Annotated in this window: 15 protein-coding genes; 7 read left to right on the forward strand and 8 right to left on the reverse strand. The window is 42.2% G+C overall.

Going from position 1 to position 16,911, the window contains the following annotated elements; genetic code table 11:
- The first annotated feature begins 219 nt into the window (after positions 1-219).
- From recO to V7K46_RS28130, 4 genes are all read left to right on the forward strand, one after another.
- Entirely contained in the window at positions 220-1,149 is a 930-nt protein-coding gene (gene recO / locus V7K46_RS28115) for a DNA repair protein RecO (protein WP_335119112.1), read from the forward strand.
- A complete protein-coding gene (locus V7K46_RS28120; RefSeq protein WP_335119252.1) occupies positions 1,136-2,776 on the forward strand; it encodes an MFS transporter in 1,641 nt (546 codons plus the stop codon). Before recO ends, V7K46_RS28120 begins: the two co-directional genes overlap by 14 nt.
- A 352-nt stretch (positions 2,777-3,128) precedes the next feature.
- Positions 3,129-4,277: a glycosyltransferase family 4 protein gene (locus tag V7K46_RS28125; protein ID WP_335119115.1), complete on the forward strand. Its 1,149-nt coding sequence runs from the start codon at positions 3,129-3,131 to the stop codon at positions 4,275-4,277.
- Between the two features lie 178 nt (positions 4,278-4,455).
- Positions 4,456-4,851, forward strand: a complete 396-nt coding sequence (locus V7K46_RS28130; protein ID WP_335119117.1) for a hypothetical protein — start codon at positions 4,456-4,458, stop codon at positions 4,849-4,851.
- A gap of 229 nt (positions 4,852-5,080) precedes the next feature.
- On the opposite strand, the gene V7K46_RS28140 is transcribed toward V7K46_RS28130, so the two are convergent.
- From V7K46_RS28140 to V7K46_RS28155, 4 genes are all read right to left on the reverse strand, one after another.
- Positions 5,081-5,896, reverse strand: coding sequence for a peptidase (locus tag V7K46_RS28140; protein WP_335119119.1), 816 nt, complete (start codon positions 5,894-5,896; stop codon positions 5,081-5,083).
- A 10-nt stretch (positions 5,897-5,906) separates the two neighbouring features.
- Positions 5,907-6,140 (reverse strand): preprotein translocase subunit SecG, encoded by a 234-nt coding sequence (gene secG / locus V7K46_RS28145; RefSeq protein WP_012410686.1) that lies wholly within the window; start codon positions 6,138-6,140, stop codon positions 5,907-5,909.
- Between the two features lie 214 nt (positions 6,141-6,354).
- Positions 6,355-7,953, reverse strand: a complete 1,599-nt coding sequence (gene gpmI, locus V7K46_RS28150; RefSeq protein ID WP_335119121.1) for a 2,3-bisphosphoglycerate-independent phosphoglycerate mutase — start codon at positions 7,951-7,953, stop codon at positions 6,355-6,357.
- 292 nt (positions 7,954-8,245) lie between these two features.
- On the reverse strand, positions 8,246-9,940 hold the full coding sequence (locus tag V7K46_RS28155; protein WP_335119123.1) for an ABC-F family ATP-binding cassette domain-containing protein: 1,695 nt from the start codon (positions 9,938-9,940) through the stop codon (positions 8,246-8,248).
- A gap of 474 nt (positions 9,941-10,414) precedes the next feature.
- Between V7K46_RS28155 and V7K46_RS28160 the strand changes: the two genes are divergently transcribed.
- Complete coding sequence (locus V7K46_RS28160; RefSeq protein WP_335119254.1) at positions 10,415-11,761, forward strand: GTP-binding protein; 1,347 nt, start codon at positions 10,415-10,417, stop codon at positions 11,759-11,761.
- A gap of 331 nt (positions 11,762-12,092) precedes the next feature.
- Positions 12,093-12,350, forward strand: coding sequence for a Calvin cycle protein CP12 (locus tag V7K46_RS28165; protein WP_335119125.1), 258 nt, complete (start codon positions 12,093-12,095; stop codon positions 12,348-12,350).
- On the opposite strand, the gene V7K46_RS28170 is transcribed toward V7K46_RS28165, so the two are convergent.
- The 4 genes from V7K46_RS28170 to apcB all read right to left on the reverse strand — a co-directional run bounded on the left by V7K46_RS28170 (position 12,347) and on the right by apcB (position 15,082).
- A complete protein-coding gene (locus tag V7K46_RS28170) occupies positions 12,347-13,165 on the reverse strand; it encodes a TlyA family RNA methyltransferase (protein WP_335119127.1) in 819 nt (272 codons plus the stop codon). The genes V7K46_RS28165 and V7K46_RS28170 overlap by 4 nt on opposite strands.
- Positions 13,166-13,597: a DUF29 family protein gene (locus tag V7K46_RS28175; RefSeq protein WP_335119129.1), complete on the reverse strand. Its 432-nt coding sequence runs from the start codon at positions 13,595-13,597 to the stop codon at positions 13,166-13,168.
- A gap of 105 nt (positions 13,598-13,702) precedes the next feature.
- Positions 13,703-14,026, reverse strand: coding sequence for a hypothetical protein (locus V7K46_RS28180; RefSeq protein ID WP_335119131.1), 324 nt, complete (start codon positions 14,024-14,026; stop codon positions 13,703-13,705).
- A 546-nt stretch (positions 14,027-14,572) separates the two neighbouring features.
- Positions 14,573-15,082, reverse strand: coding sequence for an allophycocyanin subunit beta (gene apcB, locus V7K46_RS28185; RefSeq protein ID WP_335119133.1), 510 nt, complete (start codon positions 15,080-15,082; stop codon positions 14,573-14,575).
- Positions 15,083-15,440: 358 nt separating this feature from the next.
- Between apcB and glnA the strand changes: the two genes are divergently transcribed.
- Positions 15,441-16,862 carry a type I glutamate--ammonia ligase gene (gene glnA, locus V7K46_RS28190; protein ID WP_335119135.1) on the forward strand — a complete coding sequence of 474 codons (1,422 nt, stop codon included), beginning with the start codon at positions 15,441-15,443 and terminating at the stop codon, positions 16,860-16,862.
- Positions 16,863-16,911 lie beyond the last annotated feature (49 nt).

Here is a 16,911-nt window from a genome sequence, read left to right on the forward strand (position 1 = left end):
TAACCTAATGACCAATGACCAATTTTAGATTTTAAATTTTGGATTTTGGATTGAGGATTCAAAATTTACACCTGGTTTGAGAGCAACTAGTTTCAACTATGGAAAAATCTAAAATCTGAAATCCTTGCATTCCTTTCCCAAGCTCCTACCTTGAGTATGGGGTTAATCTAAAATCTAAAATCCCAAATCCGAAATTGATTGGCTAATGACTAATTACTAATGAGTAGAACCTACAAAGCAACCGGAATTAATCTTAAAACCCAGGTGCTGGGAGAATCAGATAAAATAGTGACGATTTTGACACCGGAGTTGGGACTGATTCGAGCAGTGGCTCCAGGGGCACGTAAGCACAACTCCAGCCTGGGCGGCAGGAGTGGAATGTTTGTTGTCAATGAACTATTGATCGCGAAAGGGCGATCGCTTGATAAAATTACTCAAGCACAGACGTTAAAAACTTATCCTGGTTTAGCTAAAGATTTGGGAAAATTGGCTGCTAGTCAGTATTTAGCAGAAATAGTCCTGTGTCAAGCTTTGAGCGAACAACCCCAAGAAGAACTTTATGAGTTGTTCAATGAACATCTGCATCGGTTGGAGGCGTTGTCTACTGCAAATGCGTCTGGTGTTTTGGCTCATCTGGCTCATGGGGTGTTTCATCTTTTAGCCTTAGCAGGACTAACACCACAAGTGCAAATCTGTTGCCTATCTGGGCGCCCCCTTAAGCCAGACTTTACAGACCCCAACTGGCAGGTAGGATTTAGCATTCCTGCAGGTGGAGCGGTTTGCTTAGAAGTTTGGGAACGTTTACGAACAGAGGGAGAAAGGGAGAGGGGGATACAAAGAAATTCATCTTTTTCTCCATCACCCAATCACCCCATTATCCCATCACCTCCAAAACCTGGCTCTCAAACAGTTGTTGTGCATCGGCAAGAAATACCTGTGATTTCTAGTCGTCCGGGTGCTATGGAATTGACTTTGCTTCAGCATCTGTCACAACCAGAGATAATGCAAATTGATGGTGCTAGAGATCATAACTGGTTATCTGTTGAGCAGATTTTACGCCAGTATGCTCAGTATCAATTAGGTCGCCCTATTCGCTCTGCTACCTTGATCGACTCTTATTTTGCTGCCAACCATGATGCAACCGTCTGATTTGGATAAAAAAATCCTGCCTTTGTCACCAAGCCTTGTCAAAAAACAGAATGGGGCATTAGATCCTCCAGTCAAGAATCACTTGAGTGCCGTTTCCGAATGTACACCTAGTCAAATCAATAGCCAAGAAATGTCTCCAGAAGACGTTTCTAAAAACGATCAAAGTTGGACAGAAGAAATTCCAAAAACTGATATTCCAAGTCAATCAGAAACACAATCTGAGGACAAATTAACCACTGCTGAGGTAGATAGCAACGGGCAAAGTTTGCCAGCAGGCTCTCTCCCAGAAAAAGAACCACCGAAATTAGATGGCTCTGGTTCAGGTTCAGAAGCTGTTTTAGGAAATGTCAAACAGAAGGGGTTTTTGCCCGTATTAAAAAACCCTAATTTCCTGGCTCTTTGGGGTGGTCAAGTTTTCTCCCAATTAGCAGATAAAGTTTATTTGGTGCTGATGATTGCCTTGATTAATACTCAGTTTCAAGCAAGTAATCAGAGTATTAGTGGTTGGGTATCAGTCTTGATGATGGCTTTTACTATTCCAGCTGTATTGTTTGGTTCCGTTGCTGGTGTGTTTGTCGATCGCTGGTCGAAAAAGGCTGTGCTGGTGGCAACGAATATTTGGCGCGGCATCCTGGTTTTGTCAATTCCCTTCCTGCTGTGGTTGACTCATGGCTGGAAACCCATAGGAGTAATGCCAGTGGGTTTTTTGATCATCCTGGGTGTAACTTTTTTAGTTTCCACACTGACGCAGTTTTTTGCACCGGCAGAACAGGCAGCAATTCCTTTGATAGTAGAAGAACAGCATTTACTTTCGGCAAATTCGCTTTACACGACAACGATGATGGCATCAGTGATTGTTGGGTTTGCCGTCGGAGAACCGTTGTTAGCGATCGCCGATGGACTTTGGCTGCAAATTGGTGGTAGTGGTAGTTTAGGTAAAGAATTTTTAGTAGGTGGTAGTTATGCGATCGCTGGACTAATTTTATTTCTCCTGGCAACTAACGAAAAACACCACGACCCCGATACAGAATTCCCCCACGTATTCTCTGACTTACGGGATGGTTTTGCCTACCTCAAAGCAAATCAGCGCGTCCGCAATGCTTTGCTTCAGCTGATTATCTTATTTTCCGTCTTTGCAGCATTAACTGTTCTAGCCGTTCGCATGGCAGAAATAATTCCCAACATGAAAGCCTCACAGTTTGGCTTTTTACTAGCAGCCGGCGGTGTTGGCATCGCTGCTGGAGCAACAATTCTCGGTCAATTTGGTCAACGCTTCTCTTATACCCAACTAAGTCTGTACGGTTGTATGGGCATGACAGCATCCCTGATTGGTCTATCAGTATTTACAACCCAACTGTGGCTAATCCTCCTGCTGGTGGCGCTATTAGGTATCTTCGGGGCGCTAGTAGGTATTCCTATGCAAACAGCGATCCAAACAGAAACACCTCCAGAAATGCGTGGTAAAGTCTTTGGCTTGCAGAACAATGTAATTAATATTGCTCTCTCCTTACCTTTGGCATTAGCAGGTGTAGCAGAAACCTTTCTGGGATTACAGGTAGTTTTTTTGGGATTAGCAGCGATCGTCTTTTCAGGAGGTATATTAACCTGGTATAACTCACATAAGTAGTTATCAGCTAATAGGAGCTATTATTCATTAACTTGAAGTAATTATAATTTACTTAAAGCTTTTGTGTTCATGGTAAACTGTGGTCAGTGAAAATTTATCACATACTTGCCGGATATGAATCTGACATTAGTCAGAATAAGTTGTTTAAATATCAGAGATTAACAACTTATAGGTAGAAGAAATAAAGCCATAAATCTACTGGTTTAATCAGCTGAGAATAAGCTTTTTAAAGTAGAGTGTTATGGAAATTTTTAATAAATAAAAAACCAGCAAGTATAGCTAGATAAAATAAAAATCACCAAGGACACAAAAGTAATAGAACAAACCCGCTTTTCTTACAGCTAAATAAAGAATGCGTATAGCCTGGATTGGAAAAAAATCGCCCTTTTGCGGCAATGTCACCTACAGTCGAGAAATTACAAATGCCTTGCTAGATAGGGGACATCAAGTTAGCTTTCTTCACTTCGCCCAGGAAGAGTCTGAACCTGACAATTGGCCAAATCTTCGAGAGGTTTCCCTACCTTTCATTTATAAGTCCCAGGTTTATACAATTCCGACTTTTAAAGCCACCAAACTTTTAACCGATTCGCTACGGGAAATCAAGCCAGATGTAGTCCATGCTTCCTTGACGCTATCTCCTCTAGACTTTTTTCTACCGGAAATCTGTGAGGAACTGAGGTTGCCCCTAATTGCCACTTTTCACACACCGTTTGCTGGCAAGGGGGCAAAGCTGATATCTGGAACACAACTTTTGGCTTATCAGCTCTACGCGCCTTTTTTAATTAACTACGATCGGGTGATTGTATTTTCTCAAATTCAGCGAGAATTATTGGCAGGGATGGGCGTGCGGGAAGAAAATATTGCCGTAATTCCCAACGGTGTTGATACCGCCAAGTATTCTCCAGGACTTTCTAAAATAAAAGCAGAATTTAAAGCCGAACGCTTGTTTGTCTATCAGGGTCGCATAGCGCCAGAGAAAAATGTTGAAGCCCTCCTCCGGGCTTGGAAACAGTCGGCAATGGGGCCTGGTAGTAAGTTGCTAATTGTGGGCGACGGGCCTTTGAAGTCTTCCTTAGAGCCGTTTTATGGTTCAGAATACGGCATTATCTGGTTAGGTTTTGTTGCTGATGAAGACCGACGCATCGAAATTTTGCGGGGCGCAGATGTATTTGTTTTGCCTTCATTAGTAGAGGGTTTGTCCCTATCTCTGTTAGAAGGAATGGCATGTGGGTTGGCTTGTTTAGCAACAGACGTGGGTGCAGATGGAGAAGTATTGGAAAAGGGCGCAGGTGTAGTTATTAGTACCAAAACAGCGCGATCGCAGTTAAAAACCCTCTTACCAGTGTTGCAAGACCATCCGGAGTTAACAACCTTACTGGGGCAAAAAGCCAGACAGCGTGTATTAGACCGCTATACCCTCAGTAAGAATATTACTCTAGTGGAAGAACTTTATAAGGAAGTTTTAGCACAGCGACCTCTACCACTAAGTCGCAGAGCATAGGGAAAGGGAAAAAGTGCGATCGCACTGTAAATTATCATATGGCAATCAATGCGATTGGATAACAATGTTAGGCAGCATTAGCTAGTATTCTAGTTATGCAATGATTTGTGACTTATGAATACAGATGCCTAACTAAGAATTATCTTACCAGTTTTACAAGATATCTAGAGTTCACGAAATGAAGTATGACGCAAGTCAGATAAAGTTGAGAAATATCCCTGACTTAGAGCAGCTAGAAGATGGAAAGTGCTACCGAACATACGTCTATTGCTTCACAAATCCGTTGCCCGAACAAAACCTTATCGACCAAATTGCAAATAGTTTGGAGAAGAGATTCACCTTTTCAAAGGAAGTATATGAGATTCCTGAAGATGCTGAAATTTGTGCATCTATTTTCATGGAGCGTTTACAAGATAACGAAGCTAGAATTCGTGTTTTGACAGATCAACCAGAAGAAGATTGCGTTTACATCTTTGGGATATCCACTCTACCACGCAAAATTGAGGAAAGGTTTGGAATTGTACAGTCGATTCAGGGGGAACAGCGAGAGACTTGGATTACTGACAAACGGTAGGGTAGAACTTTTGGTTGGTTGTTCTTCTAGGAATTGCTGGATCTCTTCTGGCTTAACTTATGGGTGCTGTGTATCTTTTTTTTTAATTCTTATTTGGTATTCAAAAAGCGCAGAAAGTCCAAAGTTTCTTCTAGAAGAGAGTCTGAGGAGGATTCAATTTTTTGAAGCAGGAGTTTTTTAACAGTCATAGATTATAGAAAAGACCAACATTTTCCAATTTACCTATCGCTCAATTAATCTTTGAATTATCCACTAAAGACCATCCTAAACTGGTTGGCTGTTCATAAACCCGCTTTAGAGTATTTACATCTCTGGCAGAAATAGGCGACGGGTTACGAACTTGAGAAAAATATAGTGCATCGGTTTGTAGCGGACTATGGCCCCAAATTCCCAATGCATGACCGAATTCGTGGCGGGCGGCTGCAATGAGATACTCACCTGTTTGACTGGGGCTTAAAAAGATGGTGAAGCGGTGGGATAAAACTTTGTTGCTGGTGTATAACTCGTAAGTAGTTTGTGCCGATCGCGCCCGGAGTATATTACTACCAGGGGAAATTTGTAGAGGTGGCGCTTTTCGCACAATTGTAATATCAGCAATTTCTGGCTGTTCGACTATTGTCAAAGGCAAATAAGTACTCCATTCTTGCACACCCTGCAAGACACCGTTAACCCATGCTTGAGCTTGTTTTTCACTGATGGCTTTTGGTGGTTCTACGTAAACTTGAATGGGAAATTGTGACCAGACTAAATAACCAACTTGGGTTGTTGTGATTTGGGAAAAGTAGTCACCACTATTAGTGCTATCTTGCCACTGTACAAGTGTGGGCGGTAAGGGATGGGGTTTTGGGGAAGATGAGGGAGGGAGAGAGATTATTAAGCCTGAATATACAGATTTTGGTATTATTATAAACCCATCGCTCGACTGGAGATTTGTAAAAATGATTAACAGCCCTGTGCCAATAAACAAGGCAAGAGCTGTAATTAACCGCTGTGAAATTAAATTTATTAAGGTGTTAAGTATCGCGTATTGGGTTCTTCTCCCCATTGACCTATCCTTATTTAGGCAGCCAACCAGCACTTAAAACTACTGTTAAACCGAGAAAAATTACTGTCAATGCCCAAGTAATTCGGTTTAAAGTGTTTTCTGCACTCTTGGTACTGCTAAATAGCTGGGCTTGTCCGCCAATGGCTCCAATGCCATCACCTTTGGGGCTATGCAGTAAAACCAAGATAATCAAACCAGTGGCGGAAAATGCCCATATGCCTTGCACAATATTAGTAGCTGTCATGGTAGGAATCTCATTTATAAAAAGTTTTAAAAAAGAGGAGTCAGGGTTGGAAATTAGGAGTTGGGAGTACAGACGCGATTAATCGCGTCTGTACAGTAGTTGGGAGTAGAGACGCGATTAATCGCGTCTGTACAGGAGTTGGGAGTTAGGAAAGTCTTAATTCATCACTCTTCACTTTTAATTATTAACTCCTCACTCTTAACTCCTAACTCTTTTACAGCCCTACTTGCACGGGAGTGCGAGTGCGTTGCAGCTCATATTCTGCTGTTTTCAGCAGCGATCGCCCTGTCATTTCTGGTGGCTGAGGCAACTGTAAAATCTCTAGAATTGTGGGAGCGATGTCGGATAGCTTGCCATCGCTTCGCAGTTCGACATTTGTACCATATCCAGGGATTTTGACTTTCTCTCCTTCCACCAAGATAAAGGGGACTGGGTTAGTGGTATGAGCTGTCCAGGGATTACCCCCATTATCTAGCATATACTCAGCGTTGCCGTGGTCGGCAGTAATAATTGTTGTACCGCCGGCTTTAATAACGCTCTCTAGTAAGCGTCCCAAACAGCGATCAACTGTTTCAACTGCTGTAATGGTAGCTTCGATTTGACCAGTATGCCCTACCATGTCTGGGTTGGCATAGTTAATCACAACTAGAGAATACGTACCCTTTTGAATCGCAGCGATCGCTACATTTGTAACTGCTGCTGCTGACATCGCTGGGGCGTGATCGTAAGTCGCTACCATCGGGCTGCTTACCAGTTCTCGGTCTTCTCCAGCAAAAGGTTCCTCCAATCCCCCATTAAAGAAATAGGTGACGTGGGCGTATTTTTCTGTTTCGGCAGTGCGGAACTGCTTCAGACTATGATTGGCTATCACTTCTCCCAGAATGTTACTGAGATTCTGAGGCTCAAAGGCTACAGCCACGGGTAAGTCTGAATCGTACTGCGTAAAGGTGACAAAAGACAGTGGTGTGATTTGCTGTCTTTCAAAACCGTTAAACGTGCGACTGACCAAAGCTTGAGTCAGTTGTCGGGAGCGATCGGGGCGGAAGTTAAAAAATATCACCCCATCCCCTGGTTCTATTGCCCCTGGAGCAATTCGGATTGGGTTGACAAATTCATCTTTTATCCCTAAGGCGTAAGATGCTTGCAAGATTTCCACAGCCTTGAGACCATTACCAACACTATCTTGAGTCATCACGTCGTAGGCGCGTTTGACCCGATCCCAGCGGTGATCGCGATCCATCGCGTAGTAGCGACCGCTGAGGGTGACTATGCGCCCAATTCCTGTGCGATCTATATAATCTTGCAGCAGTGTGATTGCTCTTACACCGTCAGTTGGGGCGGTGTCACGACCATCGGTGATAGCGTGGATACAAACTTCTGGAATTCGCTGGTCTTTGGCTAAGTCAAGTAGTCCGAATAGATGGGTAATATGCGAATGTACCCCTCCCTCAGAACAAAGGCCCACTAGATGCAGCTTGCTATTCCGAGAGCGAACTTCCTGGCAAATTTTAAGGAGTGCTGGGTTTAAGGCAATAGAACCGTCTTCGACTGCATCAGAGATGCGTACAAGTTCTTGCGGTACCACTCGCCCAGCACCAATGTTCAAATGACCAACTTCTGAGTTGCCCATTTGACCTTCTGGCAACCCTACGGCTTTTCCTGATGTGTGGATGAGGGTATGCGGGTAAGCTGCCCATAAACTGTCCACGATTGGAGTTTTAGCAGCAACAATAGCGTTTCCTCGCTTTTCCTCGCAGTAGCCCCATCCGTCTAAAATGACTAGCACCACAGGAGCAACAGGTGCTTTGGTCATAGTAAAATTGCCCTTTACTTTTTGTAATACCCGAATGATACCATTGCTAATCCACGCCGCAAGGAGATATATGCTTATTAAATTCTTTTATTAATTACTTTATAGTTTTCTTAGATTTTTCTTAAGCTTGTTAAATCTTGTGTATTTTATGATTTTTAAATTATTGATTAGTTTATAAGTAGCAATTGCTACTTATAAACTAGGGTAAATCATTTTTTTGCAGTAGCTTTTACAACCCTAAGTATATTAGTAGTAGCAGGAAAACGCTACTACTAAGGCATTATCCAACCTCTTATTTCCTTTTTGTGGAAGCTTTAGCAGCTTTAGCAGCTTTTTTCGCTGCTTTTTCGGCTTCTATTGCAGCTAACTTCGCTTCTTCTTTTTCTTCGGCAATTTTCTGGAGATAGTAATGATAATCTCCTAAGTAAACCCGGAATTCACCATCACGAATTTCTACAATTTTGTTTGCTACTTGAGAAATAAAGTAGCGATCGTGGGAAACTACAATTGCCGTACCATCATAATTTTTGAGCGCTTCTTCCAGCATTTCTTTAGCTGGAATATCTAAGTGGTTTGTCGGCTCATCTAAAATTAATAAGTTCGCGGGACGTAAGAGCATTTTTGCTAACGCCAGACGAGCTTTTTCTCCTCCACTTAATGCTCCAACTGCCTTAAATACAGTGTCACCAGTGAATAAAAATCGTCCCAAAAGCGTGCGGACTTCTTGATTATCCCAATCGGGAACTTCATCATGAATAGTTTCCATGACAGTTCTTTTCAAGTCCAAGGCTTCAGCTTGATTTTGCTCAAAGTAACCAGGAAGAACGTTGTGATCGCCTAAATTCACGCTACCTTCTGTGGGTGGTTCCATACCCATAATCACGCGTAGAAGGGTAGATTTCCCAGCACCGTTGGGCCCCAGAAATGCAATGCGATCGCCTCTTTCAATTAGGAGATTCGTTCCTAAAAACAAAATCTTATCATCATAGATATGAGTTAAGTCTTTAATTTCTACTACCTCCCGTCCACTACGGGGTGCAGGCGGAAAACGGAAGTGGAGAGTTCTGATTCCCGCAATTGGTGCTTCAATGCGCTCAATTTTGTCGAGTTGCTTTTCCCGGCTTTTTGCCTGGGTACTACGGGTAGCACTGGCGCGAAATCTATCAACAAAGGTTTGCTGTTTCTCTAATTCTTTCTGTTGGCGTTCGTAAGCACTCAGTTGTGCTGATTGACTTTCAGCTTTTTGTTCTAAATATGCTGAGTAGTTCCCAAGGTAAGTACTGGAAACGCCACGTTCAGTTTCTACAATTTGGGTGCAGAGGCGGTCAAGGAACTCCCGGTCATGGGAGACTATTACCATCGGCGTAACTAGCCCTCTGAGGTAATTTTCCAACCACTCAATAGTTTCTAAATCCAGGTGGTTAGTCGGTTCATCCAGCAGCAACAAGTCGGGTTTTTGCAGAAGAATTTTACCTAAACTCATCCGCATCTGCCAACCACCACTGAAGGCACTGACGAGGCGATCGCCATCTTCTAGCCCAAACCCCATCTCTGGTAAGATTTTCCCGATGCGTGCATCTAAGTTGTAGCCATCCAAGGCTTCAAATTTGCGCTGCAAGCGATCCAACTTGTCGATCAATCGATCCAGTTCCTCTGGGCTAGCCGTTTCCATCTCTTGTGGCACATGCGCCAGAGACAACTGTACTTCGTTAGCTTCTTTGAAGACAGTCCAAAATTCTTCTCTAACAGTGCGGCTGGGGTCTACTTCAAACTCTTGGTTGAGGTAGGCTATGTGTAAGCTGTTGGGACGAATGATTTCGCCGGCGGTAGGTTCAATTTCCCCAGAGATGATTTTGAGTTGGGTAGATTTTCCCGCACCGTTGACACCGACTAAGCCAATGCGATCGCCTGGTTTAACTTCCCAGTTGATATCTTTGAGAACTTCGCCTGTGGGATAAATTTTACTTATATGTTCTAATCGCAGCATTAAGTTTCTCTCAGGTAGGGAGTGGGTGGTTGAGGACGAAGTACTAACACCGCTTCCAATATTAACAAAAATTAACTATAAATTCGTCGTCAGTCAAGTCTCAAGGGCGCAAACAAAATTTTGCTTTACTCACGCATAAAACTTACCGCATCCTTTTCAAGGCTGACTTTGTATTACTTGTCTGACTATTTCGATACTCAAATCTAAAGCCGATGCTACTTGTTTTATACTCAACCCTGCTGCCAACCAACATTGGTAGTACTGCTTTTAGTTTACCTTTAACCTCACCTTGTTCAAAGGCTTCCTGATCAAATCTAGTACTTGACTCACTATTTATACAATTAATTTGCTACGCAGCTTATGCAAACTCTTCTGAACAATTGCCTAATTTGACAAAACGGCTAACAGTCTGGGAATTAGAGCAGAATGGATATGTAGCCTGTTGTTTGTCCAATCTTGAATCAACCTAACTTCGTGCGTAATCTGCAAGAAACTCACTTAAATCGTGCCCGCGCCAGTCTCAGGCAAGTGCTGTCTTGGTATGGATATCTTCGCAAGTCAGGACAGCTTTCATCTAACCCAGAATTGGCAGGTTTAGTGAAACCGGAATTGGAAGCTTTGAACTCCACACTCAACAAGCTGGACTCTAGCGTTATTAGAATTGCGGCTTTTGGTTTGGTGAGTCGTGGTAAGTCAGCAGTTTTAAATGCCTTGCTGGGAGACAAGATTCTGCAAACTGGGCCCCTGAACGGTGTCACTCAATGGCCGCGTTCCGTGCGTTGGCAGCCAGGGGGTAAGGTACTAGTAGAGTTAATTGATACCCCTGGATTAGATGAAATTGAGGGTGAGTCACGGGCGGACATGGCACGAGAAGTTGTGCATCAGGCGGATTTGATTTTGTTTGTCGTGTCTGGTGATATCACCCGCACTGAGTATCAGGCACTGCTGGAATTACGTCAAGCACAAAAACCCTTGATTTTGGTGTTTAACAAAATAGACCTTTATCCAGATACAGACCAGGGAGCGATTTACCAAAATTTACAACAACTAGGTGCAGGACATCTTCAAAAAAAACCTCTACTACCGGATGAAATTGTCATGGTGGCGGCAGAACCAGCACCAATGGAAGTAAGGGTTGAGTGGCCTGATGGACGTGTCAGTTATGAATGGGAGACACCATCACCGCAAGTAGACGAACTCAAAGAGACAATTCTGAATATTCTCAATCGAGAAGGGCGATCGCTTCTGGCTTTAAATGCACTAATCCAAGCACGGGATGCAGAAGCCGCGATCGCTCAGAAAACCATCGACTTACGCGAACAAGAAGCCGAAGATATCATCTGGCAATTTACCAAATACAAAGCTTTGGCAGTAATGCTCAATCCCATCGCCTTCTTAGATATCCTTGGCGGAACTGTTGCCGATTTAGCTTTAATTCGCGCTCTAGCTAGATTGTATGGTTTACCGATGACTAGCTATGAAGCCGGAAAAATTTTAAAAACAATTTTATTTAGTTCCGGTGGCTTGCTGCTGGGAGAATTAGGTAGTAGTTTTCTTTTGGGTTTGGGTAAAAGTACGGCTGCAATCACCAGTGGTGACAATCCCAGCAATATTACTGCCTTTGCTGGCAGTGCGATCGCTCAAGCTGGTATCGCCGGTTATGGAGCATACTCTGTTGGCAAAGCTGCCCAAGTGTATCTCGAAAAAGGCTGCACTTGGGGACAGTTGGGCGCTAGCAGCGTCATTCAAGAAATTCTCTCTCAAGTTGACCAGAATACAATTCTGTATCGTCTGCGACAAGAATTAGGTATAAAGTATTGAGAATAAATAAAAATTGTTTCCCGTTTGTTGCTGTTTATAAGTGTTTATCAACTTCTATTAAGCTCTTATGACAATTGACTGACATTCCCAATTTTGGATGCAAGATTGAAAACATGACCATCTCTATTAGTGACCACAACTAGTGGAATATCCTTACCTTTTTGAATAAAAGATGACAATAGGGTAATTCCCACTCAATTTTGCCAAAAAGATGACGGTGTTTACTACCGCCTGTTGTGGTCAGCCTATCTAAACTGGAAATGTGAGCTTTTTGAAATCATTAAAAGCTCACAGTTAATATCTATCTCTATAAACTAAAGGTGAAAGGATCATGACAACTAGCCTAAACTCATTTGAAACTGCTGGGAAGGCAAATATTGAAGAAGCGATTTCTGAAGCCATTACTGAAGCCCGCACAACTTGTGAGCAAGATGGCAATTCTGCTGATTGTGCCGTAGCCTGGGACATTGTAGAAGAATTACAAGCTGAGAAAGCTGATCAACAGCAAGCAAAATCAAAGAAAACCTCTCTAGAAAATTATTGCGATACCCATCCCGATTCTGTAGAGTGTCTAATATACGACGTTTAACTCTTCCGTAAATCAGTTGTTGCTGATTGCGTTATTTGCTTAATTGCCTCTAAATCGGGCGATGGTGTTTCACTTTCCATTCCTAACCACAAAAGATATTCGATATTCCCAGCAGGGCCAGTGATCGGCGACCAAGTTAAGCCTTTGTATTTCCATCCTAATGGGTGGGCTGTTTGTAACACCTGAAAAATGGCATCAGCTTGGTCGTTTGGATCACGCACAACACCTTTTTTACCTACACGGGATCTGCCGACTTCAAACTGTGGCTTGACTAACAATACAGCTTCTCGGTTAGCTTGAGTTAGTTGCCACAAAGCAGGCAAAATCTTAGTTAAAGAAATAAACGATACATCGACCACAGCCAAATCAGGAATCGGGTCATTCTCCCCATATAAGTCATCTGGTCGTAGTTGTCGTAAATTAGTGCGTTCCCGCAAAATTACCCGCGAATCATTTCTTAAGAGCCAGTCAACTTGTCCATAACCAACATCAATTCCGTAAACTTGTTTTGCTCCAGCTTGCAAGAGACAATCAGTAAAACCACCAGTAGAAATTCCACCATCTAAACAAATGCGCTCTGCTACAGGAATGGCAAATACTGATAAAGCTTTGGAGAGTTTTTCACCGCCTCTAGAAACAAAAGGCGATCGCTCCTTAATATTTATTTGAGCAGAAATATCAACTTCTGTACCAGATTTATCAACTACCTGCTGATTAACAGTAACTTCCCCCGCCTGAATTAACCGCTGTGCTAAGGCGCGAGAAGAACATAAATTTAGCTCTACTAATAGTGTGTCGAGTCGCTGTTTAGCCAATTAATTAGACTCTCCTGGTAAAATTAAAGTCAAAGCACGATTGATAATTTCTTCTCGGTTAATCAGCTTTTCTAATTCTTCTGGCTCATAACGACCTTCTACTTCAAGCGTTGCCTCATCAATGGCATTTAAATAAGCTTCTAGTAAGATTTCTAACAATTCTTCTGGTGTGAGATAATAGCCCCCTGCTTTACGCCGCTTATTTTCCCGCTGAATTTCCCGAACCGAATTCCGAATTGAGACTTCCCAAGAGCGAGTCGTGCGATTTTCAGCTTGTTGTTTAATCAGATGAAATAGCAAAATCACTGCATAGTTACGAATCGTCTTGATTATGTAATTTCGACTCATTTCTGTTAATTCTTCGACTATCAGCAATGCTCTTTGAACATCGCCCTTAACAAGCAAGTCTTTTAGGGTTAATAATTCTTCCATAATCAGCGCCTGAAATATCGGCAACTTCTATTGTGGCGGATCTAGAGCGATCGCAGTTGGTTGCACTGAAATCTACCCTGCATTTACTTACATCAATCTCCCCTCTTATTCATCCTCATCATAATTAAACATTAAAACAAATTTTTGTTTAGGTAAAACTAACATAGGTAGATAGATAGGATGATCATCCCATCCTGTACTTTTTTCCCCTTTTTGATAGCAAATAATTAAAGTTGGTACATCAGGATATTTCTTCTGAGCTTCTATTGACCAATTACCTGAACCGAAGCCAAACATCCATTTAAAAGGCTCTTTTCTTGGCATATCTAATCTTTTATTTTTATTTCTCTCACCTCTGCGAACATTTAAACGCCCCTTTGTCATCCCCTTTGATGATACGTTTATCTTCCCATTTTTCAGAGGAAACATAATAACTTTTTGTGTGACTGATAATTTTAATGATCAGGTCTATATCTACTTCAGCATATAAATTATTATCTTGATAATTAATTAAAAGTGTCTCTATTTCTTTAAAGGTATGCTCGCGCATTTTCTTCCTGTGAACTGAAGCTAAATGACCATGAAGATGTGGGTTTTTTTGATATTTTAAATAGGATAGCTGATTCTTTATTTGAGCTTTTTATAGTATAAAGAGATGAATGAATATAAGATAAATAACTAATAGAGATATAAGATGTTCCTTTGAGGAGTCGAAGAAAAGCCGCACTATGCAGAAATTCTAGATCATTAATACTCATAGAACTATTGCCAAAAATTATTTATATCAATAATAAACATCGGAATAGCAAGTATAAAACTTTCTCAGTACTACTAATTAATTTGTCAGACAAAAAATTTTGCATTAATAAAAGTAAACGCACCTTGCCAATCAAGCCAAAGTGCGATACACATTAAGCCCACTTACGCGAACTTTATTTGTATAGTTCTGCGATTTCTAGTCCCTAGAAATAGATGCTAAATATCCTGCTCGCTCAATTCGCGTGTGATGTGATCAAATGGTTCATCCACAAAGCTAGAATTAATCACACCTGCGGTTGTCACCTGTTCTTTAATCAAATCCTTGAGAATTTGGATACCGCGAACCGTAGGCCCAATAGGCACTCCTAGAGAATTGTAAGTTTCCCGCAGCCCTTGTAGCACTCGTTCATCCAACACATTCGTGTTTCCAGCAACCAGCGCATAGGTGGCATAGCGCAGATAGTAGTCCATATCCCGCAGACAAGCTGCATAACGACGAGTTGTATAAGCATTTCCACCGGGGCGAATCAATTCTGGCAGTTCTTCAAATAACTGTAAACCAGCCTGCTTGACAAGTGCAGCCGCATTGGTATTGATTGCTGCCGCAGCTTGTACTCTTGCTGTACCACTGTCAAAGTAAGACTTCAGGCTATCGATCGCATTCCGGTCAAAATACCGACCAGCTAAGTCATAATTCTTAATTAAACTTGTTACCGCATCGCGCATTCCTTCTTCTCCCAATCGTTGCTATTTATGGTTTGATATTTATTTGGCTGCACTTATGCACCAGTAAAGTTTTGTGCTATTAAAAATAGATTCGGCACAAAAACAATCTATCCACTATCTATGGATTCTATGCCAAAGTTGACCCCTATGTGATGAACTTTCCAGTTTTGTACAGATGATCGCCGAAAGGTTAATATAACCTGAGAATCAAGACATCTGTAACATAAGTTACAAAATCCCATAATGACTAGTATTTAAGATATTTCTGGTGTGTCACGGCTTGATTGGGATCAGCAGGGTTAGGATGCTTTAGAAGATTCTGGTATTACTTTAGGAAATTGGTAGAGAAGGAGTAACAATGACAACACCGCAAGAAGTCTTGACGAGAATTCAAGATGAAAAAATTGAACTTATTGATCTCAAATTCATCGATACAGTAGGGACTTGGCAGCACCTCACACTGTACCAAAACCAAATCGATGAGACTGCATTCACTGATGGCGTACCGTTTGACGGTTCCAGCATCCGGGGTTGGAAAGCGATCAACGAATCGGACATGACGATGGTACTCGACCCCAACACTGCTTGGATCGACCCATTCATGGAAGTCCCAACGCTAAGTATAATTTGTAGTATTAAAGAACCCCGCACGGGTGAATGGTACAATCGTTGCCCACGCGTTATTGCCCAAAAAGCAATAGATTACCTGGTTTCCACTGGTTTTGGTGACACAGCCTTCTTTGGCCCTGAAGCTGAGTTCTTTATTTTTGACAGTGCTAGGTTTGCCCAAACTGCCAACGAAGGCTACTATTTCATAGACTCCGAAGAAGGTGCTTGGAATTCCGGTAAATATGAAAAAGGAAAACCCAACTTAGGTTACAAACCACGCTTCAAAGAAGGTTATTTCCCAGTTTCACCTACGGATTCTTTTCAAGATATCCGTACAGAGATGCTGTTGACGATGGCACAATTAGGTGTACCCATTGAAAAGCATCACCACGAAGTTGCCACTGGTGGTCAGTGCGAACTTGGTTTCAAGTTTGGGAAGTTGATCGAAGCGGCTGACTGGTTGATGATTTATAAATATGTCATCAAGAATGTTGCTAAGAAATACGGTAAAACCGTTACCTTCATGCCAAAACCGATTTTTGGCGATAACGGTTCAGGAATGCACTGTCACCAATCCATCTGGAGAGACGGCCAACCTCTGTTTGCAGGTGATAAGTATGCTGGTTTGAGCGATATGGGGTTGTACTACATTGGTGGTCTTCTCAAGCACGCACCAGCGCTGTTGGCAATTACCAACCCCAGTACCAACTCATACAAGCGCCTAGTACCTGGTTATGAAGCTCCCGTGAACTTGGCTTACTCCCAAGGTAACCGTTCTGCTTCTATTCGTATTCCTCTATCTGGAACTAACCCCAAAGCCAAGCGTTTAGAATTCCGTTGTCCAGATGCTACTTCTAACCCATACTTGGCATTTGCTGCAATGCTTTGTGCTGGTCTTGATGGCATTAAGAACAAAATCCATCCTGGTGAACCTTTAGATAAGAATATCTATGAACTTTCTCCAGAAGAACTGGCAAAGGTTCCTTCAACTCCAGGTTCTTTAGAACTAGCGTTGCAAGCACTGGAAAAAGATCACGCCTTCTTGACAGAATCAGGCGTCTTCACGGAAGATTTTATCGAAAATTGGATTGATTACAAGCTAGGTAACGAAGTCAAGCAGTTGCAGCTGCGTCCTCATCCTTACGAGTTTTACCTCTACTACGATGCTTAATTAAGAGTTGTATCTAACTAAAAATAACAAGTTTTGCCACCCTAGAGTA

The sequence above is a fragment of the Nostoc sp. genome, assembly GCF_036917395.1.
Classification (GTDB): domain Bacteria; phylum Cyanobacteriota; class Cyanobacteriia; order Cyanobacteriales; family Nostocaceae; genus Nostoc.